19 protein-coding genes are annotated in these 20,574 nt (G+C 74.6%); 12 read left to right on the forward strand and 7 right to left on the reverse strand.

Annotation, left to right across the window (positions count from 1 at the left end; all coding sequences use genetic code 11):
- Window positions 1-32: 32 nt before the first annotated feature.
- Window positions 33-1,244, forward strand: coding sequence for a glycosyltransferase family 2 protein (locus EDJALFJO_RS31500; RefSeq protein ID WP_088290581.1), 1,212 nt, complete (start codon window positions 33-35; stop codon window positions 1,242-1,244).
- 29 nt (window positions 1,245-1,273) lie between these two features.
- On the opposite strand, the gene EDJALFJO_RS31505 is transcribed toward EDJALFJO_RS31500, so the two are convergent.
- Window positions 1,274-1,978: an NTP transferase domain-containing protein gene (locus EDJALFJO_RS31505; protein WP_198950825.1), complete on the reverse strand. Its 705-nt coding sequence runs from the start codon at window positions 1,976-1,978 to the stop codon at window positions 1,274-1,276.
- A gap of 184 nt (window positions 1,979-2,162) precedes the next feature.
- Between EDJALFJO_RS31505 and EDJALFJO_RS31510 the strand changes: the two genes are divergently transcribed.
- Genes EDJALFJO_RS31510 through EDJALFJO_RS31525 form a run of 4 tightly spaced genes read left to right on the forward strand, consistent with a single transcriptional unit; the run spans window position 2,163 to window position 6,158 of the window.
- The gene (locus EDJALFJO_RS31510) at window positions 2,163-2,990 is read left to right on the forward strand and encodes an ABC transporter permease (RefSeq protein WP_088290582.1); all 828 of its coding nucleotides are present in this window, start codon (window positions 2,163-2,165) and stop codon (window positions 2,988-2,990) included.
- 8 nt (window positions 2,991-2,998) lie between these two features.
- Window positions 2,999-3,781 (forward strand): ABC transporter ATP-binding protein, encoded by a 783-nt coding sequence (locus EDJALFJO_RS31515; RefSeq protein WP_088290599.1) that lies wholly within the window; start codon window positions 2,999-3,001, stop codon window positions 3,779-3,781.
- A complete protein-coding gene (locus tag EDJALFJO_RS31520) occupies window positions 3,778-5,352 on the forward strand; it encodes a CDP-alcohol phosphatidyltransferase family protein (RefSeq protein ID WP_088290583.1) in 1,575 nt (524 codons plus the stop codon). The genes EDJALFJO_RS31515 and EDJALFJO_RS31520 overlap by 4 nt, the downstream gene beginning before the upstream one ends.
- The gene (locus EDJALFJO_RS31525) at window positions 5,349-6,158 is read left to right on the forward strand and encodes a CDP-alcohol phosphatidyltransferase family protein (protein WP_198950827.1); all 810 of its coding nucleotides are present in this window, start codon (window positions 5,349-5,351) and stop codon (window positions 6,156-6,158) included. Before EDJALFJO_RS31520 ends, EDJALFJO_RS31525 begins: the two co-directional genes overlap by 4 nt.
- A gap of 36 nt (window positions 6,159-6,194) precedes the next feature.
- Here EDJALFJO_RS31525 and EDJALFJO_RS31530 read toward each other — a convergent pair whose 3' ends face one another.
- A complete protein-coding gene (locus EDJALFJO_RS31530) occupies window positions 6,195-7,307 on the reverse strand; it encodes a glycosyltransferase family 4 protein (RefSeq protein WP_158220642.1) in 1,113 nt (370 codons plus the stop codon).
- A gap of 205 nt (window positions 7,308-7,512) precedes the next feature.
- On the opposite strand from EDJALFJO_RS31530, the gene EDJALFJO_RS31535 reads away from it, so the two are divergent.
- Complete coding sequence (locus EDJALFJO_RS31535) at window positions 7,513-7,821, forward strand: hypothetical protein (RefSeq protein ID WP_143448901.1); 309 nt, start codon at window positions 7,513-7,515, stop codon at window positions 7,819-7,821.
- A gap of 43 nt (window positions 7,822-7,864) precedes the next feature.
- On the opposite strand, the gene trpS is transcribed toward EDJALFJO_RS31535, so the two are convergent.
- Window positions 7,865-8,836, reverse strand: a complete 972-nt coding sequence (gene trpS, locus EDJALFJO_RS31540; protein ID WP_143448902.1) for a tryptophan--tRNA ligase — start codon at window positions 8,834-8,836, stop codon at window positions 7,865-7,867.
- Between the two features lie 571 nt (window positions 8,837-9,407).
- Between trpS and EDJALFJO_RS31545 the strand changes: the two genes are divergently transcribed.
- The 4 genes from EDJALFJO_RS31545 to EDJALFJO_RS31560 all read left to right on the forward strand — a co-directional run bounded on the left by EDJALFJO_RS31545 (window position 9,408) and on the right by EDJALFJO_RS31560 (window position 13,647).
- Window positions 9,408-10,481: an ABC transporter ATP-binding protein gene (locus EDJALFJO_RS31545; RefSeq protein ID WP_088290586.1), complete on the forward strand. Its 1,074-nt coding sequence runs from the start codon at window positions 9,408-9,410 to the stop codon at window positions 10,479-10,481.
- Window positions 10,482-10,591: 110 nt separating this feature from the next.
- On the forward strand, window positions 10,592-11,824 hold the full coding sequence (locus tag EDJALFJO_RS31550; RefSeq protein ID WP_088290602.1) for an extracellular solute-binding protein: 1,233 nt from the start codon (window positions 10,592-10,594) through the stop codon (window positions 11,822-11,824).
- Between the two features lie 46 nt (window positions 11,825-11,870).
- Complete coding sequence (locus EDJALFJO_RS31555; protein WP_198950828.1) at window positions 11,871-12,788, forward strand: ABC transporter permease; 918 nt, start codon at window positions 11,871-11,873, stop codon at window positions 12,786-12,788.
- Between the two features lie 58 nt (window positions 12,789-12,846).
- Window positions 12,847-13,647: an ABC transporter permease gene (locus EDJALFJO_RS31560; protein WP_088290587.1), complete on the forward strand. Its 801-nt coding sequence runs from the start codon at window positions 12,847-12,849 to the stop codon at window positions 13,645-13,647.
- Window positions 13,648-13,687: 40 nt separating this feature from the next.
- Here EDJALFJO_RS31560 and EDJALFJO_RS31565 read toward each other — a convergent pair whose 3' ends face one another.
- The 3 genes from EDJALFJO_RS31565 to EDJALFJO_RS31575 form a co-directional block, all read right to left on the reverse strand.
- Window positions 13,688-14,326, reverse strand: coding sequence for a bifunctional 2-polyprenyl-6-hydroxyphenol methylase/3-demethylubiquinol 3-O-methyltransferase UbiG (locus EDJALFJO_RS31565; protein WP_233150149.1), 639 nt, complete (start codon window positions 14,324-14,326; stop codon window positions 13,688-13,690).
- 22 nt (window positions 14,327-14,348) lie between these two features.
- Entirely contained in the window at window positions 14,349-16,145 is a 1,797-nt protein-coding gene (locus tag EDJALFJO_RS31570) for an FAD-dependent monooxygenase (RefSeq protein WP_088290588.1), read from the reverse strand.
- Window positions 16,146-16,275: 130 nt separating this feature from the next.
- Entirely contained in the window at window positions 16,276-17,817 is a 1,542-nt protein-coding gene (locus EDJALFJO_RS31575; protein ID WP_088290589.1) for an aminotransferase class I/II-fold pyridoxal phosphate-dependent enzyme, read from the reverse strand.
- A 150-nt stretch (window positions 17,818-17,967) separates the two neighbouring features.
- On the opposite strand from EDJALFJO_RS31575, the gene EDJALFJO_RS31580 reads away from it, so the two are divergent.
- Together EDJALFJO_RS31580 and EDJALFJO_RS31585 are read left to right on the forward strand one after the other, a co-directional pair.
- Window positions 17,968-18,342, forward strand: coding sequence for a cupin domain-containing protein (locus EDJALFJO_RS31580; protein WP_088290590.1), 375 nt, complete (start codon window positions 17,968-17,970; stop codon window positions 18,340-18,342).
- Window positions 18,339-18,815 (forward strand): MarR family winged helix-turn-helix transcriptional regulator, encoded by a 477-nt coding sequence (locus tag EDJALFJO_RS31585; RefSeq protein WP_158220643.1) that lies wholly within the window; start codon window positions 18,339-18,341, stop codon window positions 18,813-18,815. The genes EDJALFJO_RS31580 and EDJALFJO_RS31585 overlap by 4 nt, the downstream gene beginning before the upstream one ends.
- A gap of 48 nt (window positions 18,816-18,863) precedes the next feature.
- Here EDJALFJO_RS31585 and EDJALFJO_RS31590 read toward each other — a convergent pair whose 3' ends face one another.
- Window positions 18,864-20,528, reverse strand: a complete 1,665-nt coding sequence (locus EDJALFJO_RS31590; RefSeq protein WP_088290592.1) for an acyl-CoA dehydrogenase family protein — start codon at window positions 20,526-20,528, stop codon at window positions 18,864-18,866.
- Between the last annotated feature and the right edge of the window lie 46 nt (window positions 20,529-20,574).

Raw genomic sequence — 20,574 nt, forward strand, 5'->3', positions numbered from 1 at the left:
CGACGCCGTCGATCGGTGAGACCCTGAACGCTGTGAGCAGCCCGGACGTGTCGGTGGTCGTCGTCGCCCACGACGTCGCCCCCTACCTCGGGCAGTGCCTCGACTCGCTCGCCGACCAGACGCTCCGCGGGAGCATCGAGGTCGTCGTCGTCGTCGGCGACGCGGACGACGAGACGGGCAAGGTCGCGGCCGCCACGGTGGCCGGACGGTACGGCTGGAAGGTCGTCGAGGGCGATCCCGCGGCCGGCCCCGGCGGCGCCCGCAACGTCGGCGTCCGGCACGCGACCGGCACCTGGCTGACGTTCCTCGACGGGGACGACCTGCTGCCCCGTCGGGCCTACGAGCGGCTGCTCCGCTCGGCCCGGGCGACCGGGTCCGACCTCGTCGCGGGCGCGGTGCGCCGGTGGGACGGCGAGTCCCTCACGACGTCCCAGCTGCACCGGCTCTCGCTGAGCGAGCCGCTCTCCCGGGGGCACATCACCCGGGACACCCGGCTCGTCTACGACAGCACCGTCTGGAACAAGGTCATCCGGCGCACGACGTGGGACGCCGCGGGGATCACCTTCCCCGAGGGGGTCGTCTACGAGGACATGCCCGTCGCCTTCGCCATGCACCTCGCCGCGACGAGCACGGACGTCGTCGCCGATCCGGTCTACGTGTGGCGCCGGCGGACCGGGCCCGACCGCTCCATCACGCAGCGGCTCGACGAGCACGACAGCCTCGAGCAGCGGATGGCGTCGCTGCGCGCGATCGACGACCTCGCGGAGGCCAGCGGGTCGCATGCGCTGCGGGACGCGCACGACGCGAAGTTCGTCGACATCGACCTGCGGCGGATGGTCACCTTCCTGCCCGCGGCCGACGAGCCGTACCTGGCCCGGTTCCTCGAGCTGACCCGTGCGTTCCTCGAGCACGTGCCGGAGCGGGTGCTCTCCGGGCGGGACCCGCTGCGCCGGCTCGTCGTCGACTCCGTCCTCAGCGGGGACACCGAGACCCTCCTCGACCTCGCGGTCGCCCGCAACGTCGAGGACCGCCCCGACGGGTTCGGCCGGCTCGCGCTGCTCGGCCCCGACATGCGGGTCCAGGCGAAGATGGCCAGCCACGGGCTGCTCACCGGGCTGCCCTGGGTCCGCAGCACCGCGAACCGGGTCGCGTACCACCTGCTCCCCGGCAAGGTCGGGGACCAGGCGGCCGCGCTGCGCTACGGGCACACCCGGGCGGACGCCGTCGACGTCCTGTCGATCTGAGCGCCCGGCACGGCAGGGCCGGACGACGGTCAGCCGCGGGCGTTGGCCCGCTCGAGGTCGTCCGGGAAGTCCACCTCGACGGCGAAGTGCGCGGTGATGTCCACCGGCGAGACCTCGAGGCCGTCGACCGCGATCGCCGTCTCCAGCCCGCGCTCGAAGTAGTCCTGCTCGTCGCAGGCGGCCAGGTGCCGCACGAGCGTCGCCTTGTCCCGGCCGGCGACGTAGTTGATCCCGATCGCCTCGCCGAGCGCCCGGCCGCGGACCGTCTTCGACAGCTCCGCGACGAGGCCCCGGTCGTCGACCGTGTACTTGACCTCCTCGTCGGCGGTCGTCGCGGTGTTCACGCAGACCGCCGTCCGGTCGGCCGCGACGGCCGGGCGGAGCGCGTCGAGGATCGCCGGGTCGAAGACGACGTCGCCGTTCATCCACAGCACGCCCTGGCCGGGCTGCGTGAGCCGCAGCGCCTTGAGCAGGCTGCGGTTGGTGTTCGTCTGGTCGTAGCTCTCGTTGTAGGCGAACGTCACGTCGGGGAAGGTCTCCATGACGACCTCGTACTTGAAGCCGACGACGACGAGCACCCGGTGCTCCTCGCCGAACGCCGAGCGCAGGTTGTCGAGCTGCTGCCCCATGATCGTGCGCCCGTCCTCGAGCCGGGTGAGCGGTTTCGGGAGGGGGCGGCCGAGGCGCGTCCCGAGCCCTGCGGCGAGGATGACGGCCTGCAGTGCTGCTGCCACGGGACGGCTCCGATCCGGTCGATCCGGGTGCCCGTGCGGCGCCCGGAAGAGGCTGCCGTCCCGGCCGTCGGACGGCCGCGGCACGCCGGGTGGGCGGGGCCGCGAGGAGGGCCGATGCTAGCATCGGCCCGTCCCGTGCCCTGCGTGGACGCCGCTCGGCCAGACAGATCAGGACGCTTCCTCGATGCTCATGCTTGACCGCGCCCGGGAGCTCGTGGAACGACGGTCCATCCTCCGGCTCCTCGTCGTCCGCGACCTCAAGGTCCGTTACTCGTCGTCCGCCCTGGGCTACGTGTGGACGATCCTCGACCCGCTGATGATGGCGCTGGTCTACTGGTTCGTCTTCGGCTTCATCTTCCAGGGGCACCGCAAGGGCCTGGACCCGTACATCCTCTTCCTCGTCGTGGGCGTCCTCACCTGGCAGTGGTTCAACGGCGGGGTCATGGACACCACGAGGGCGCTCCAGCAGGAGTCCAAGCTCGTCCGGTCGACCAACCTGCCGCGCGAGATCTGGGTCCTCAAGATCGTGTTCGCGAAGGGCGTCGAGTTCCTCCTGTCGATCCCGGTCATCGTCCTGTTCATGATCCGGTACGGCGTCCCGCCGCGCTGGGACATCCTCTGGGCGCTGCCGGCCGCCATGCTCCTGCAGACCGTCCTCATCACCGGGGTGGGCCTGGCGCTCGCGGCCGTCACCGTGCTCGTGACGGACATGCAGCGCGTCGTCCGGATCCTGCTGCGCGTCGCGTTCTACGTGACGCCGATCGTCTACAGCGTCGACGCCCTGAACCAGCACCCGGCCCTCAAGTACGTCATGGCGCTCAACCCCATGACCGGGATCGTCGACCTCTACCGGCGCTGCGTCGACCTGCGGACCCCCAGCGGCGCCTCGGCCTTCGACGGGACGGCGGGCTGGCACGTCCCCGCGATCAGCGCGGTCGTCACCGTCGCGCTCTTCGTGCTCGGCTCCTCGCTGTTCCGCCGGCTCGAACCCGCCGTGCTCAAGGAGCTCTGACGATGGCCATGCCCAGCACGACGCAGACGGCCGACGGCACGACCGGCGCCCCCGTCATCGAGGTCCGCAACCTCGGCATCGAGTTCCAGCAGAACCGCAAGCGCCGGCTCTCGGTGCGGGAGATGCTCTTCACGGGCAAGTCGTCGTCCCCCGCCGGGACCTTCTGGGCACTCAAGGACGTCTCCTTCGACGTCACGGCGGGCGAGGGCGTCGGCCTCATCGGCGCGAACGGCTGCGGCAAGAGCACGCTGCTGCGCCTCGTCGCCGGCGTCATGCTCCCCGACACCGGCAGCGTCACCGTGCGCCGGGGCGTCGCGCCTCTCATCGAGCTCACCGGCGGCTTCCTCGGCGACCTCACCGCACGCGACAACATCTACCTCACCGCCGGTCTGCACGGGCTGTCCCGGGAGCAGGTCGAGGAGCGCTTCGACGAGATCGTCGACTTCGCCGAGGTCCGCGACCGGCTCGACACCCCGTTCCGGCACTACTCCTCCGGGATGCAGGTGCGGCTCGGCTTCGCCGTCGTCACGACGCTCGACGAGCCGGTCATCCTCGTCGACGAGGTGCTCGCCGTCGGCGACCGCGCGTTCCGGGAGAAGTGCTACAAGCGCATGGAGCAGCTCATCGGGGAGGGCCGCACGCTGCTGTTCGTCTCCCACAGCGAGAAGGACCTCAAACGGTTCTGCACCCGCGGCATCTACCTGCGCAAGGGCGAGGTCGTCGCCGACGGGGGCATCGAGGAGTCGTTCCAGGCGTACGTGAAGGACAGCGACAAGGCCTCCGGGAAGTGACCCGCCTCGTCGTCGTGGGAGCGGGCGACGGCGGGAGCCAGGCCCTCGCCGACCAGGCCCGCGGCGCGCGCGTCCCGGTCGGCACCGTCGAGTCCGCGACCGACCTCGACGCGCTGCGCACCTCGCTGCGCGCGGCGTCCGCCTCGGGCGAGCCCGCCGCTCTCGTCGCCGCCGACCTCGTCGTCCACCCGAGCCTGCTCGGCGACACGTTCGACGACCCGCGCCGGGCCGTGGCGGCGCTCGTCCTGGACGACGGCCGGCTGGGGGCGCTGCGGCTCGACCCGGCCGCCGCGGTCGCGGCGGCCGAGCACCTGCCCGGCCCAGGCCCGGCCGGCACCCCCGCGCCCGACGGCCTGGACGCCGTCCTCGGCGCGCTGACCGCCGCCGGGACGCCCGTCGTCCGTGTGACCCCCGGGCTGCTCGTGGCCCGCCGGCCCGGCTGGGCGCCCGAGGACCGGGACGCCGCGTTCGACGTCCTCGCCGCGACGAGCGAGCACACGGCCCGCCTCGACGGCGCGGCCCGCCCGGCCGACGGGCTCTACTCGACGTTCGTCGTGCGCCGGCTGTCCCGCCGGCTCACCCCGGTCGCGCTGCGCCTGGGCATGTCGCCGAACCTCGTCACCTCCGTCTCGCTCGTCGTCGGGCTGCTCGCCGCCGGCCTGCTCACCTCGCCGGCCGTGCTGCCCCGGGTCCTGGGCGCGGTGCTGCTCCAGCTCAGCCTCGTCATCGACTGCGTGGACGGCGAGATCGCCCGCTACGCGCGGCGCTTCACCCCGCTCGGCGCCTGGCTCGACGGTGTGAGCGACCGGGTCAAGGAGTACGCCACGCTCGCGGCACTCGCTGTCGCCGCGGGCGGCCGCACGGGCTGGCTGCTCGCCCTCGGCGGCGTCCTCGTGCTCACCTACCGGCACGTCGCGGACCACCAGTTCATGGAGCGGCTCAAGGCCGCGGCACCGCCGCCCGCGCCCGGCCTCGCCCCCGCGGTGCACGTCGAGCGGGAGACCCCCGTGGTCTGGGTGCGGCGGGTGCTGCAGTTCGGCGTCGGGGAGCGCTGGATCCTCCTCGGGACCGTCGTCGTCCTGGCCGGCCAGACCGCGGCGCTCGCCGCCTACCTCGCTGCCGCGGTCGTCAGCGCCGTCTGGACGACCGGCGGCCGGGTGCTGCGCTCGCGGGCCTTCGCCGGCACCGCGGCCGGGCAGGTCTCGTGGCTCGTCCCCGCACTCGGCTGGGTGCTCGAGGCCGCCGTCGTCGCCGGGGCCTTCCTGTGGCGCGCCGACGACCGGCTCTGGCTCGGCTACTGCCTGCTCGCGGTCGTGGCGTACCACGGCTACGACGAGGTGTACCGGGAGAAGTACCGGGTCCCGGGCGCCCCGCGCATCGTCCGCGTCGTCGCGCTCGGGCCGTACGGCCGTGCTGCGGTCGTCGCCCTCGCCGCGACGGGCGGCGGGACGGCGCTGACGGGCGTCGTCGCCGTCCTCACCGTCGTGCTCGCCCTGCTCTTCGGCGGCGAGAGCCTCGACGCCTGGATGCGCTGGCTGCGGGCCCGCCCGTCGATGGAGGAGGAGCAGTGACGACGCACGACCTGGTCCACGACCCGACGGACAACCACCCGGACATGGCGACGCTGCGGGCCGTGTGCCAGCCGCCCGAGACCCTCGGCCGGCGCAACGCCGAGCACTGGGCGGGGCCGCTCTACCTGCGCCGTGGCTCGATCCACGTCACGCGGCTGCTGCTGCCGACGAACATCTCGGCGAACGGCGTCACGTGGCTCATGGTCGTCGTCGGGCTCGCCGGCGCCGCCTGCCTGCTGCTCGGCGGCCCCTGGGGCGCCGTCCTCGCGGTGCTCGGGGTGCAGCTGCAGATCCTGCTCGACTGCAGCGACGGCGAGGTCGCCCGCTGGCGGCAGCAGTTCTCGCCGGCCGGGGTGTACCTGGACCGGATCGCGCACTACACGACCGAGGCGGCGCTGCCGATCGCGCTGGGCGTCCGGGCGGACGGCGGCCTCGGCTCGATCGGCGGCTGGACGACGGTCGGCGCGCTCCTCGCCGTCCTCGTCCTGCTCATCAAGGCCGAGACCGACCTCGTCCACGTCGCCCGGGCCTTCGCGAAGCGGCCGCTCGTCAGCGACGACGCCGCGACGACGGCACCGCGCGCCGGCCTCGTCGCGACGCTGCGCCGCGCGGCGCACTCGCTGCCGTTCAACCGGGCGTTCGTCGCGATCGAGCTCACCCTGCTCGTGCTCGTGGCAGCCCTCGTCGACCTCGCGACGGGCGGCCTCGACGGGACGCGGTGGCTCGTCGTCCTCCTCGTGCCCGCGGCGCTCGTCACCGTCACCGGGCACCTGGCCTCGATCGTCCTGTCGTCGCGGCTGCGCTGACGCGCCGGCAGGTCGCCCGGGCCGGGCGACCTGCGCTCAGCGGCGGCCCGCGCCGAGCCGGGTGAAGAGCTCGACGTAGCCGCGGGTCATCGCCTCGACCGTGTAGCGCTCGCGGGCCTTGGCGAGCCCGGCCGCACCGAAGCGGGCGCGCAGGCCGGGGTCCTCGACGAGCCGGACCACCGCGGCGGCGAGCGCCGCGACGTCCCGCGGCGGGACGAGCAGCCCGGTCGCGCCGTCGTCGACGAGCTCGCGCGGGCCGCCGGCCGCGGTCGCGACGACGGGGAGCCCGTGGAGCATCGCCTCGACCGTCGCGAGGCTGAAGCCCTCGTGGTGGGAGGGGACGACGACGAGGTCGAGGCCGTCGAGGATCGTGCCGACGTCGTCCCGGCTGCCGGTGAGCAGCACGGTCCCGGCGAGCGCCGGGTCGGCCGCGGCGGTCTCGAGCTCGGTGCGCAGCGGCCCGTCGCCGACGAGCACGAGGCGGGCGTCGGGGCAGCGGGCGACGACGTCCCGCCAGGCCGCGACGAGCTCACGCTGGCCCTTGCGCTCCCACAGCCGCCCGACGCAGCCGACGAGGGTGCCGGCCGGCAGGCCGGCGGCGGCGCGCGCCGCGTCCGGTGCCAGCGCCCGGCCCGGGTCGTCGACGCCGTCGGGGACGACGTCGAGCAGCCGCCGGGGGATCGAGGTCACCCGCGCCACGTCGTCCGCGAGCGGCGTCGAGACGGCGACGACGCGGTGCTGGAGCCGGGCGGGCAGCCCGGCGAGCCGGCGCTGCAGGCCCGACGGGTCGAGGCCGTGCACCGTGCCGACGACCCGGGCCCGGGTCAGCCGGGCCACCGGGGTCGTGACGACCGCGGTCTTGAACAGGTGCGTCTGGACGACGTCCCACCGGCCGCGCAGGACGATCCGCCACAGCCGGCCCAGCCCGCGCAGGGTCGCGAGCAGGGCACCCGGGGTGGGGGCGGTGCGCAGACCGAGGTGGACGACGGGGATGCCGGCCGCCTCGAGCGGCTCGGCGTTGACGTCGCGCGTCGCGAGGTTGACCACGGTCACCTCGTGACCCGCCTTCTGGAGGCCGACCGCGAGCAGGGCGACGCTGCGCTGGACCCCGCCGACGTCGAGCCCGCCGACGACCTGGAGGATCCGCACGGGGCAGGAGTCTACGGCCGGGGGTTCCACAGCCTGTCGACAGCACGAAGCCGCCCGCCCGCTCGTTGTTCACCGTGAGCCGGGATCGTGCTCGACGTAGCCACCGCGGCGGGCGGGCCGTCGGCCCGTGGTCGTACGCGGTGGCGACGTGGACCGGACCTGCGACGGACGAGGGGCGAGGGTGCCCCGACCTACCGTCGCGGACATGACGAGAGACAGGTGGCACATGGATGCCCAGGGTCGCCGCCCCCGCGGCGTTGTCGTCGCCATCGGGGCGGTGTGGTCGCTGACCCTCGCCGCGGGCCTCGCGTTCTGGGTCGCCGTCGGCACCGGCCTCGCCGCGCTCGCGGCGAGCGGCACCGCGGCGACGACCTACGGCGCGGTGGCCCAGGCCGCCGCGGTCGTCAGCGTCACGGCGGTCGTCGCGATGGTCACGGTCGGCACGGTCGCCGTGCACCTCGACGAACGGCAGGCCTGGCTGCCGCGGCCGCGGGTCCCCGCGCCCGTCGGCTGACCGGCCCACCGGCGCCGAGCAGCCGGCAGCCAGGTCAGCCATGTCAGCCGGCCAGCCCGATCGCGGTCCGGGCCGCGGCCAGGGTCGGTGCCGCCAGCGCCGCCGCCCGCTGCGCCCCGGTCGCGAGGGCGGCGTCGAGCGTCGCCGGGTCGGCGGTGAGGTCGCCGTACCGGGCCCGGACCGGTCGCAGGGTCTCGACGAGCGCCTCGGTGACCGCGGCCTTGAGCCCGCCGCCGCCGCGCAGCCCGACGAGGGCCGCCTGCGGCGTCCGGCCGGTGAGCGACCCGAGCAGCTCGGCGAGGTTCGCGACACCGGGCCGCAGGTCCGGGTCGTAGGACAGCACCGGGTCGAGGTCGGTGACCGCCCGGCGGACCGTGGCCGCGATCCGCACCGGGTCGTCGAGGACGTGCACGGTGCCCTCTGTCGAGACCGACGACTTGCCCATCTTGGACGCCGGGTCGCGCAGGTCCCGGACCCGCGCCGCCGAGGCCGGGGTGAGCGACTCCGGGACGACGAAGACCGGCCCGTACCGGGCGTTGAAACGCTGCGCCAGGCTCCGGGTGAGCTCCATGTGCTGGCGCTGGTCGTCCCCGACCGGGACGGCGTCGGCGCGGTAGAGCAGCACGTCCGCGGCCATGAGCGCCGGGTAGGTGAGCAGCGACAGGCGCACCGACCGGTGACCGGCGCTCTTCTCCTTGAACTGGATCATCCGGGTCATCTCGCCGTACGCCGCCGTGCACTCGAGCAGGTACGCGAGCTCGGTGTGCGCGCCGACGGCCGACTGGGCGAAGAGCGTCGCGCGCGGGTGCAGGCCGCACGCGAGCACCGTCGCCGCGACCTCCCGGGTGCGTTCGCGCAGGGCCTGCGGATCGTGGTCGACGGTCATCGCGTGCAGGTCGGCGACGAAGACGAGCGTCTCGTGCGCGGGGTCGGCGGCGAGGTCCAGCGTCGGGCGGACCGCCCCGAGGTAGTTGCCGATGGTCAGCCGGCCGGTCGGCTTGAGGCCGGTGACGATCCTCGTCGTGGTCGGGACGGCGGGGCCGGCGCCCGCAGGGGCNCTGCACGCGATGACCGTCGACCACGATCCGCAGGCCCTGCGCGAACGCACCCGGGAGGTCGCGGGGACGGCGGCGGGCGTGGACGCGGTGACGGTCACGGGTCTCTCCGGTGTGGTCTCGGGTGACAGGGGACGGGCCGCCGGTCGGGCGTCGTCCGCGCTGCGTCACTCGGGGGAGAGACGACGGACGGCCGCCCGGAACCGGGCGGCCGCAAGGATGCGACGAGGTGGTGACCGCCCTAGGAGCCCGGCCACCACGTAAACAGCGAACGCTGCGTCGTCATGGGGCCAGTGTGCACCAGGCGGGGGCGGTCGCGACACGGGTTCGCGGTGAGTTCCGTCGATCGCCGTCGAGATCGCCTGCGGATTTCGTCGCCGATAGCCCTGTGGACATCTCGTAACGCAACCGTGACCGACCTCGTGCGGCGGATCCGTCGGTGCGGGCCGTATCTTGCGAGTCTGCCGGAGACGTCCGGCCCCCGTCGGCCCTGCGTGCCCGGCGGGTCCGCCCGTGCCCGAGGAGACCTGCGTGAGCCAACCCGCCGGTGCGACCACGCCGGTCGTCAGCCTGCGCGGCCTGCGCAAGGAGTTCCCCGGGGTCGGCGGCGGCGCCCGGGTCGTCGCGGTCGACGGCGTGGACCTCGACATCGCCGAGGGCGAGTTCGTCACGCTGCTCGGGCCGTCCGGGTCGGGCAAGACGACGGTGCTGCGGATGATCGCGGGCTTCGAGACGCCGAGCGGCGGCCAGGTCCTGCTCCGCGGGGCGGACGTCACGCGGACCGCGCCGTTCGAGCGCGACGTCAACACCGTCTTCCAGGACTACGCGCTCTTCCCGCACATGACGGTGCTCCAGAACGTCGAGTACGGCCTGCGGGTCAAGAAGGTGCCCCGCGTGCAGCGTCGTGAGCGCGCGCTCGAGGCGCTGGCCGGCGTCCGGCTCGAGGGCATGGAGAAGCGCGCCCCCGGGCAGCTCTCCGGCGGCCAGCGCCAGCGGGTCGCGCTCGCCCGCGCCCTGGTGAACCGGCCGTCGGTGCTGCTCCTCGACGAGCCGCTCGGTGCCCTCGACCTCAAGCTCCGCGAGCAGATGCAGGTCGAGCTCAAGCAGATCCAGCGCGAGGTCGGGATCACGTTCGTCTTCGTGACCCACGACCAGGAGGAGGCGCTCACCATGTCGGACCGGATCGTGGTCTTCAACCGCGGCCGGGTCGACCAGGTCGGGAGCCCGGCCGAGATCTACGAGCACCCGCGGACGACGTTCGTCGCCGGCTTCGTCGGCACCTCTAACCTGTTGCACGCCAAGGCTTCCGAGGCGCTCCTCGGGGAGGCCGGGCTGTTCAGCGTCCGGCCCGAGAAGATCCGGCTGCTCGCGGACGGCGAGGACCCTGTGACGGGCGAGACCGTCGCGCCGGCCGTCGTCGAGGAGGTCGTCTACGCGGGCGCCACGACCCGCATCGTCGCCCGGCTCGACGCGGGTGACTCGCTCGTCGTCCAGCGTCAGAACCAGCGGACGTCCTCGCTGGACACCGAGGGCCTGCGCGGTGCGCGGGTGCGGCTCGCGTGGTCCCGCGAGCACGCGTCCCGGCTGCCGGACGACGACGGCTGAGCCGCACCGACCCATCGAGACCGACCACCGAGACCCAGCACCGAGACCCAGCACCGAGACCGACCGGATGTCCCACCAGGCCAGGTGGGGACGTGACCCAGGGAGTGACCATGCGAGGACGACGACAGATCCTCACGACGGCGGCCATCGGCGCCGTGACGCTCGTGCTCGCCGCGTGCGGCGGGTCGAGCAGCGGCGGCGCGACCGGCGGCAGCGCGACGGGCGGTGCCTCGAGCGCGGCCGAGGCGGCCAAACCGCCGGCCGTGCCGATGGCGGACGCCGTCGGCGCGGGCGAGGGCAAGCTCAACCTCATCGCGTGGGCCGGCTACGCCGAGGACGGCACGACGGACAAGTCCGTCGACTGGGTGACGCCGTTCGAGAAGGCCTCCGGCTGCCAGGTGAACGTCAAGATCGGCAACACGTCCGACGAGATGGTCACGCTCATGAAGACCGGGCAGTACGACGGCGTCTCGGCGTCCGGCGACGCGACCCTGCGGCTCATCTACGGCGGTGACGTCGCGCCGGTGAACACCTCGCTCGTCCCGAGCTACGCCGACATCGCGCCGTTCCTCAAGGACAAGGCGTGGAACTCGGTCGGCGGGCAGATGTACGGCATCCCGCACGGCTGGGGCGCCAACGTGCTGCTGTACAACAAGAAGGTCGTCGACCCGGCCCCGACGTCGTGGGGTGCCGTCTTCGACCCCGCCTCGCCGTACAAGGGCAAGATCTCGGCCTACGACTCGCCGATCTACATCGCCGACGCGGCGCTGTACCTCAAGGCGACCAAGCCGGACCTGAAGATCACCAACCCGTACGAGCTCGACCAGGCCCAGTTCGACGCCGCGGTCGCCCTGCTCAAGCAGCAGCGCGGCGTCGTCGGCGAGTACTGGTCGGACTACACCAAGGCGACCGCCTCGATCGAGTCCGGCAACACCGCGCTCACGACGTCGTGGCAGGTCATCGCGAACCTCGTGACCGCCGGCAAGAAGGTCGACATCGGCACCGTCCTGCCGACCGAGGGTGCGACCGGCTGGTCGGACACCTGGATGGTCGCCAGCAAGGCGCAGAACCCGAACTGCATGTACAAGTGGCTCGACTGGATCGCCGGCCCGCAGGCGCAGGCCCAGGTCGCCGAGTGGTTCGGCGAGGCGCCGGCCAACGTCAAGGCGTGCGACCTCACGACGGACAAGAAGCACTGCGAGACGTACCACGCGACCGACTCGGCGTACGCCGAGAAGATCGCCTACTGGACGACGCCGCTCGCCGGCTGCGGTGACGAGCGGGGCAACGTCTGCAAGGACTACTCGGAGTGGACCAAGGCCTGGACCGACATCAAGGGCTGACCGCCGTCCGACCGAGAAGCACCGTCCCGAAGGGCGTCGCACGACCGTGACCACCTCCACGCCGACCGCGGAGGGCCTGCCCGGCAGGCCCTCCGCGGCCGTGCGCGCGTCCTCGTTCCTCCACCGCCACCCCCGGCTCCGGCTGGCGGGGCTGCTGTCCGCCCCGATGCTCTGGCTCGTCGTCGCGTACCTCGGGTCGCTCGCCGTGATGTTCGTGACCGCGTTCTGGCGGCTCGACACGGGCGGCTTCGTGGCGGTGCTCGACCGGACGCCGTCCTTGCAGAACTTCACCGAGCTGCTCACCGAGGACGTCTACCGGCGGGTCGCCCTGCGCACGCTCGGCATCGCCGCCGCGGTGACCGTCGTCGACACGCTCGTCGCGCTGCCGATGGCGTTCTACATGGCCAAGGTGGCCTCGCCCCGCACCCGCAAGGTGCTCGTCGCGCTCGTGCTCACCCCGCTGTGGGCGAGCTACCTCGTCAAGGCGTACGCGTGGCGCACGATGCTCGCCGAGGACGGCGTCGTGAACTGGGCGCTCGGGCCGGTCGGCGGCCGCGGCCCGGGCTTCGGCGTCGCCGCGACCGCGATCACGCTCGGCTACCTGTGGCTGCCGTACATGATCCTGCCCGTGTTCGCCGGTCTCGAGCGGATCCCCGACTCGCTCCTCGAGGCGTCCGGCGACCTCGGCGGGACGGCGGGGCGCACGTTCCGGACCGTCGTCCTGCCGCTGCTCTTCCCGTCGATCGTCGCCGGCTCGATCTTCACGTTCTCGCTGACCCTCGGCGACTACATCGCCGTGAAGATCGTCGGCGGCAGCACACAGATGTTCGCGAACGTCATCTACGACAACATCGGTGTCGCGGGGAACCTCCCGTTCGCCGCGGCGGCCGCGGTCTTCCCCGTCGTCGCGATCCTGCTCTACCTCGCGCTCGTGCGCCGTACGGGTGCCCTGGACAACCTGTGACGCAGCCCGAGACGCAGCCCGTGACACAGCCCGTGAGCCGACCCGGGAGGAGCCCGCGATGACCCTGTCCGCCCGCGCCCGGCTCCTGCTGCGGCTGGCCACCTTCGGCGGCCTCGCGGTGATCTACGTGCCGCTGCTCGTCGTCCTCGTGAACTCCTTCAACCCGAGCAAGACGTTCGGCTGGCCGCCGTCCGGCTTCACGACGCAGTGGTGGTCGCGCGCGGCGTCCAACCCCGGCGCCCGGGAGGCGCTCCTCACGAGCGTCGAGATCGCCCTGGCCGCGACGGCCCTGGCGCTCGTGCTCGGGTCGATGGCCGCGTTCGCGGTGGCGCGGTACCGCTGGTTCGGCCGGGAGACGGTGAGCTTCCTCGTCGTCCTGCCGATCGCGCTGCCCGGCATCGTCACCGGGATCGCGCTGAACTCGGCGTTCAGCGCCGGCGGCGTCGCGCTGGGCTTCCTCACGGTGGTCGTCGGCCACGCGACCTTCTGCATCGTCGTCGTCTACAACAACGTGCTCGCGCGCTTGCGGCGCACCGGGACGACGCTCGAGGAGGCCTCCGCCGACCTCGGTGCGAGCACGCTGCAGACGTTCCTCCACGTGACGTTCCCGCAGCTGCGCGGGGCGCTGCTCGCCGGTGGCCTGCTCGCGTTCGCGCTGAGCTTCGACGAGATCGTCGTCACGCAGTTCACCATCAGCGCGGGCCTGCAGACCCTGCCGATCTGGATCTTCGCGAACCTCTTCCGGCCGAACCAGGCGCCCGTCGTCAACGTCGTCGCGGCGGCCCTCGTCGTGGCGTCGGTGATCCCGGTCTACCTCGCGAACCGGCTGTCGGAGGGCAACGGCGGCGGCCGGCTCTGATCACCGGCGGCCGGCTCTGATCACCGGCGCCCGGCTCTGATCACCGGCGGCGGTGGACGCTCACCGCGTAGCCGCCGCCCGCGTACGGGGCGCCGTCCCAGGTGGCGTACCGCTCGGCGAGCACGAGACCCGCTGCGGCGCACCACGTGTCGTACTCCGTGAGCCCGAACGGGGCGGCGTCGAGCGGCAGGTGGGCGGCGTCCAGCCCGAAGCCCGCGAGCAGCGGGGCACCGGGGCGCAGCAGCGCCGCGAGCCGCGCGACGACCTGCGCCTCGGTGCCGTGGGCGACGAGCGGGACGACGTTGCCCGCGGCGACGACGAGGTCGAACCCGTCGCCCGGCCCGTGGCCGGCGGCGTCGAGCACCGCGGCGTCGAGGTCCGCGAGGTCGGCGCGCACCCACGGCAGGTGCGGGGCGGCGTCCCGGGCGTGCGCGAGCATCCCGGCGTCGACGTCCACCCCGACGACCGCGTACCCGCGCCGGCCGAGCTCGACGGCCACCCGGCCGGTGCCGCAGCCCGCGTCGAGCACCCGGGACCCGGGCGGCACGAGCGTGCCGCAGCGGTCGGCCTCGCCGTGCACGTGCTGCCCGGCGGCCGCCATCGCGTCGAACCGCTCCTGGTAGCGGGCGCCGTCCGACCCGTCGGCGCCGCCGCCCGCCACCTGTGCCCATCGCGTCACGGGCGGGATCGTAGCCCGGCCCCTACGACCGCCCGAGGACGGCCCGCAGCGCGCCGCCGAGGGCGTCGTACGCAGCGCCGGCGTCCGGGCACGACTGCGCCCGGAACGCGACGTAGAGGTCCGGCCGGACGAGCAGCACGCCGTCGTCGTCGATCTCCCGCAGGTCCGCCCACGTGCCGTACGGGTCGTCCACCGGCTGCCCGGGCCCGATGGCGACGACGGGGAGGTCGAGCCCGAGCTCGGCGGCGAGGCGCTGCGCGGCGTCCGCCCAGGCGTCGCCGCCGATCCCGGTGAGGACGGTGAACCGGCCCTTGCCGCCGAGGTCGAGTGTCGACGTCCGGACGCCGTCGACGGTCACCCAGGTGTGCGGCAGCTTCGCGCCGGGCCACGTCGTCGGCTGCGCGTAGAGCACCGGGTCGCGGGTCGGCTCCGGCATCGGCGTGCCGTCCGGGACGACCGCCGCGGACGCGTACCGCTGGTTGTGCTCGACGCCGTGGGCGTTGAACTCGAAGGACTTGGCGGCGATCGCCTCCCGCATCGCCGCCCGGGTGCGGGCGCCGTCCGGGCCGGGGGCCCGCCGGGCGGCGAGCCGCTCCTCGAGCCTGGCCGGGTCCGAGGTGTCGGTGAGGTCGAGCGCCTCGAGGATCTTGCCGGTCTCGGCGATGCTCAGGTTGGCCCGCTCGACGATCTGACGGGCGATCGGCGCCCGCTCGGCGTCGTACGTCTCGAGCAGGGCCGGCGCCGCCAGGCCCTTGACGACGTGCGCGAGCTTCCACGCGAGGTTGTAGGAGTCCTGGATCGACGTGTTCGAGCCGAGGCCGTTCGTCGGCGGGTGCCGGTGGACGGCGTCCCCGGCGCAGAACACCCGGCCCTTGGCGACCGTCGTCGCGAAGTGGTGGTTGATCGTCCAGGGGGAGCGCGACGTCACGTGCATCTCGAAGTCGTCGGTGCCGACGAGCGCCACGGCGAGCGAGCGGATGAGCTCGTCGGTGAGCTCGGGCGGCCCGGCGGCGACCTCGTAGCCCCACATGAGCATCCACTCGGTCCACGGCTTGATCATCCGCAGGACGCCGAGCCCGACACCCTCGCGCTCGGCACCGGGCTGGAGCATCCAGTAGAGGACCGACGGGCGGTGCGCGACGAAGCGCGACAGGTCCGCCTCGAAGATGATCCCGAGCGCGCCCGCGACGGCGCCCGGCCCCTCGAACGGCAGGCCGAGGTCCTCGGCGACCTTGCTGCGCGCGCCGTCCGCGCCGACGAGGTACGCCGAGCGCACGGTGTGCTCCGCGCCGGTGAGCCGGTCCCGGACGAGGGTCGTCACGCCGTCCGCGTCCTGGGTGTGGCTGACGTACTCGCTGTCGAAGCGGACCTTCGCGCCGCGGGCCTGGGCCTGCCCGACGAGGATCGGCTCGACGATGGTCTGCGGCGCGTCGACCATCGAGCACGGGCTCTGGAGGACGTAGTCGGCGTGCCGGCGCGGGTCGGTGCCCCACGACGGCACCCGGCCGAGCTCCTCGCCGGCCAGGCTCGTGCAGAACGTCGTGTTGCTCATGAGGTCCCACGGCGTCGCCTCGCGCATGAGGCGCTCCTCGATGCCGAGGTCGCGGAAGACCTCGACGGTGCGCTGGTTCGTGATGTGCGCGCGGGGGGTGTCGGCGAGCCGGCCGTACTTGGTGATCATCCGGACCCGGACGCCGTAGGTCGCGAGGAGCAGGGCCATCGAGGCCCCGGCGGGCCCGGACCCGACGACGAGGACGTCGGTGTCGAGGTCGGCACCCGCTCCTGTCGTCGTCGCGCCGTTCGTGGTGGCCTCGGTCATGGGATCCGCCCTCGTGTCGATGCGTCGTTGCGTCTGCGAGCTGCGCGACGCAGAGCGGACATTTGACCGCTCTGCGGACGCTGGTCACACCCTCAGGCCCCTCGGGCCGGCTGTCAACCGTTCAACTACTTCAACCGCTGATCGTCGGTGTGTCGGCGGACCGCTCGACGACCTGAAGGGTCGCGAGCGTCGGATCCGCCGCGTAGGCGATCCGGCCGCCGTCGGCGAGGGTCGCCCGCAGTGCGTCGAGGGCCGGCGCGGTGACCGTCTCGCCCGGGGCGAGCACGGGGACGCCCGGTGGGTACGGCGCGACGAGCTCGGCGCTCACGCGGCCGACCGCGGCGTCGGCGGGCACCGTCTCGTGGCGCGCGAAGAACGCGGTCCGGGGGTCGGTCGCGGTCGCGGGCGCCACGGTCCAGGCAGGCGACGGGGTGACCGTCCGCGGCGCGCCGCGGCGCCGCCCGACCGCCTCGACGAGGGCGTCGACGAGCCGCCCGACGGTCGTGGCGTCGTCCGAGAGGGTGACCATCGGCACGAGGACGTCGCGGTCGGCCATCTCGAGCGTGATGCCGGCCGCGAGCAGGTCGGCCTCGACGGCGTGCCCGTGGGCGCCCGTGCCGGCCAGCAGGACGACGAGCTTGGCCGGGTCGACGCGCAGCGGCCCGTCCGGGTGGTCGTCCGGGCGGTCGTCGAGGACAGCGAGCCCGGGGACCGCGGCGAGCCGGTCGCGGGCGCCCCGGACCAGCGCGACGAGCCGCTCGACGAGGCCGGCGCCGTGCCGCTCGAGCAGGGCGCGGGAGGCGTCGGCGCTCGCGAGGACGGCGCCCGCGGGGCTCGTCGTGTGCGTCGCCTCGAAGCCGCGCTCGAGCCGGTCGGGGTCGAGCAGGCCACCGGCGCGGGTCGTCCTGGCGAGCACGAACGCGGCCTGGCTCCAGGCCGGGAGCGTCTTGTGCGCGCTCGTGACGACGGCGTCCGCGCCGTCGGCGAGGGCGTGCCGCGGCGTCGCGGGGGAGAAGCCGAAGTGCGCGGCCCACGCGGCGTCGACGACGAGCGGGACGCCCGCCGCGTGCGCGACGGCGGCGTGGCCGGCGACGTCCCCGACCGTGCCGACGTAGGACGGGTCGCCGAGGACGACGGCGCAGGCGCCCGGGTGGGCGGCGAGCGCGGCCCGCACCGCGTCGACCGGGACGGCCGCCGGCAGCCCGGTCGCGGCGTCCATCGCGGGCCGCACCCACACCGGCCGCAGTCCGGCGAGCACCATCCCGAGCAGGAGCGAGCGGTGCAGGGTCCGGGAGACGACGACCTCCTGCCCCGGCCGGCCGAGCGCGAGGGCCACCGCCTGGTTGCCGTGCGTCGCGCCCCCGACCGAGATCCGGCACCAGTCGACGCCCCACAGCACCGCCGCCCGGCGCTCCGCCTCGGCGAGCAGCCCGCCGGCCTGCTTCATCGTGTCGACCCCGGCGAAGAGCGGGACGTCCCCGCGGACGACGTCCCCGACGAGGTGGGTGCGCTGCTTGTGCCCGGGGATGGTGAACGGCGTCACCGTGCCCGCCCGCACCTGGTCGTCGAAGCGCAGCCAACCGTCGAGCAGCGGTGCGTCGGCGGCCAGGCCCAGCGGGTCGCGCGGGTCGGACGGGGCGGGGCTGGAGGCCGGCGGGGTCACGGTGGCCATGCTCGCACCGCCGGGCCCCGGAAGAGAAATCGTCAACCAGGTTGACAATCTGTGCGTCGGGTCGGACGCTGGACCCGTTGTCCCGCAGAGGGAGCGCCCCCGGTCGTCGGGTGCCCGCGCCCGCGGGACCGCTCGTGGAAGGAGCCCACCGTGCCCGTCATCACCGCACCCCCCGCAGCCACCCATCACCTCCCGGGTGCTGCCTTCACCGCCCTCGCGTCCCCCAGCCGGGGCAGCAGCGAGACGAGCGTCTGGCAGGTCGAGATCGAGCCCGGCACCGACGCGCAGCCGCACACGCTGACCCGCGAGGAGGTCTTCGTCGTGCTCGCCGGCCGGGCGGACGTGCTGCTCGACGGCCGGCGCCTCGAAGCCGGCCGGGGCGACGCGATCGTCGTTCCGCCCGGTGTGCCGTTCGCGCTCACGGCGTCCGGCGACGAGCCGCTGCGCGCGCTGTGCTGCATGCCGGTCGGTGGCCGGGCCGTGCTGCCCGGCGGCGAGCCGTTCACCCCGCCGTGGGCGCAGTGACGCCTGCGGACGCGCCTGCCGGACCGGTGCCGCTGGCCCGGCTGCTGGCGATCGGCCTGGACGACCTGCTCACCGGGCTGCACGACCGGCTCGCCGGCGCCGGCTGGCCGCAGGTCCGCCCCGGCGACGGGTACGTCCTGCTCGCCGCCCGCCAGGGGCCGACCTCCGCGGTGGACGTCGCGGCGCTCACCGGGACGTCCCGGCAGGCGGCGACGAAGCTCGCCGACCGGCTCGTCGCGGAGGGCTTCCTGCGGCGCGAGCCGTCCGCGGACGACGGCCGGGTCGTGCTGCTGCACCTCACGGCGCACGGCGCGGCGCTGCTCGAGGACGTCGAGTCGATCTACGCGGACCTCGAGGCCGGATGGGCGCAGGAGATCGGGGCCCGCCGGCTCGAGGCGCTGCGCGCGGACCTCGCCACCGTCCTGCGGGCGCGGCACGGCGGCGTCCTGCCGCCGGTGCGGCGCAGCGTCTGACCGGCGCAACGTCGGACCGGCGCCGGCGGGCGCGGCGGCCCGCCGGCGTCAGGGCAGCGCGGGCGTGTGGCGGGCGACGACCGCGGCGAGGTCCACGCCGTCCGGCTGCGTGCCGAAGGTGAGGCCGCCGGCGCCGAAGCGGCTGCCGCAGAACGCGTCCGCGACCGCGGCGGGGGAGTGCCGCACGAGCAGGCTGCCCTGCAGGGCGAGCGCGGTGCGCTCGACGAGGCGGCGGGCACCGCGCTCGACGGCGGACGACGTCACGGCGTCCGGCGACGCCAGGAGCGCACCGAGGTCGCGACGCAGCGACGCCGCGGCGGCGTCGAGGCGGGTGTCGGCGCCCGCCGCGAGGTCGATCTCGCGCAGCACCGCGTCGGCGACGGCCGGCGTGCGGGCGAGCGCGCGGAGCACGTCGAGCGCGTTGACGTTGCCCGACCCCTCCCAGACCGAGTTCACCGGGGCCTCGCGGTACAGCCGGGGCATCACCGACTCCTCGACGTACCCGTTGCCGCCCAGGCACTCCAGCGCCTCGGCGGTCACCGCGCAGCCGCGCTTGCAGACGTAGTACTTGGCGGCCGCGGTGCCGATCCGGCGCAGCGCCTGCTCGTGGTCGTCGGGGTCGCGCTCGGTGCGGTCGACGGCACCGGCCAGGCGCAGCGCGAGGACCGTCGCCGCCTCGGACTCGACCGCGAGGTCGGCGAGCACGGCCTGCATGAGCGGGGCGTCCGCGAGCCGGCGGCCGAACGCGGAGCGGTGCGCGGCGTGGTGGGTCGCCTGGGCGACGGCCTGCCGCATGAGGGCCGCCGTCCCGAGCACGCAGTCGAGCCGGGTCAGCGCGACCATCTCGACGATGGTCCGGACGCCGCGCCCCTCCTCCCCGACACGCCAGGCGACGGCGTCGACGAGCTCGATCTCGGCCGAGGCGTTCGACCGGTTGCCGAGCTTGTCCTTGAGCCGCTGCAGCCGGACGGCGTTGCGCGTGCCGTCGGGGAGCACCCGCGGCAGGAGGAAGCACGTGAGCCCCTCGGGCGCCTGGGCGAGCACGAGGAAGGCGTCCGACATCGGGGCCGAGCAGAACCACTTGTGGCCGGTGAGCCGGTACGCCTCGGCGCCGTCGTGGTCGGCGGCCGGGGTGCGGCCGGCGCGGGTCGTCCCGGCCCGGACGTCCGAGCCGCCCTGCTTCTCGGTCATCGCCATCCCGGCCAGGGCCCCGCCCTTGTCGGCCACCGGGACCAGCGCCGGGGAGTAGTGCCGCGAGACGAGCCGCGGGCCCCACCCGGCGAAGAGCCCGGGGGCCGCCCGGAGCACCGGTAGCGAGGCATAGGTCATGGACGCCGGGCAGCCGGTGCCCGCGTCCACCTGGCTCCAGACGACGAAGCCGGCCGCCCGGGCGACGTGCGAGCCCGGCCGCGGGTCCGCCCACGGCGCCGCGTGCAGGCCGTGCCGGACGCTCGTGCCGAGGAGCTCGTGGTAGCTCGGGTGGAAGTCGACCTCGTCGACCCGGTGGCCGTAGCGGTCGTGGGTGCGCAGCGCGGGCCGGTGGACGTCGGCGGCGAACCCGAGCGCGACCGCCTCGGCACTGCCGGCCCGGCGGCCGAGCCGGTGCAGGTCCGCCCCGGCCCAGCCGGCGCCCTCCCGCTCGACGGCCTCGACGAGCACCCGGTCGGCCTCGTAGACGTCGTAGCCCTCGAGCGGGGGCGGCTGGTTCGTCACCTCGTGCGTCGTCCCCGGCGCGGGGTGGTGGACGACGTGCGGCGGG

The organism is Kineosporia sp. A_224 (assembly GCF_002198655.1).
Classification (GTDB): domain Bacteria; phylum Actinomycetota; class Actinomycetes; order Actinomycetales; family Kineosporiaceae; genus R-H-3.

What these genes read in the sequence shown, in the direction of transcription:
- EDJALFJO_RS31515 (WP_088290599.1), top strand. Translation starts at nt 2,999, where the DNA reads ATGCCCAGCACGACGCAGACGGCCGACGGCACGACCGGCGCCCCCGTC.
- EDJALFJO_RS31535 (WP_143448901.1), top strand. Translation starts at nt 7,513, where the DNA reads ATGACGAGAGACAGGTGGCACATGGATGCCCAGGGTCGCCGCCCCCGC.
- EDJALFJO_RS31570 (WP_088290588.1), bottom strand. Translation starts at nt 16,145, where the DNA reads ATGACCGAGGCCACCACGAACGGCGCGACGACGACAGGAGCGGGTGCC.
- EDJALFJO_RS31560 (WP_088290587.1), top strand. Translation starts at nt 12,847, where the DNA reads ATGACCCTGTCCGCCCGCGCCCGGCTCCTGCTGCGGCTGGCCACCTTC.
- EDJALFJO_RS31575 (WP_088290589.1), bottom strand. Translation starts at nt 17,817, where the DNA reads ATGGCCACCGTGACCCCGCCGGCCTCCAGCCCCGCCCCGTCCGACCCG.
- EDJALFJO_RS31510 (WP_088290582.1), top strand. Translation starts at nt 2,163, where the DNA reads ATGCTCATGCTTGACCGCGCCCGGGAGCTCGTGGAACGACGGTCCATC.
- EDJALFJO_RS31550 (WP_088290602.1), top strand. Translation starts at nt 10,592, where the DNA reads ATGCGAGGACGACGACAGATCCTCACGACGGCGGCCATCGGCGCCGTG.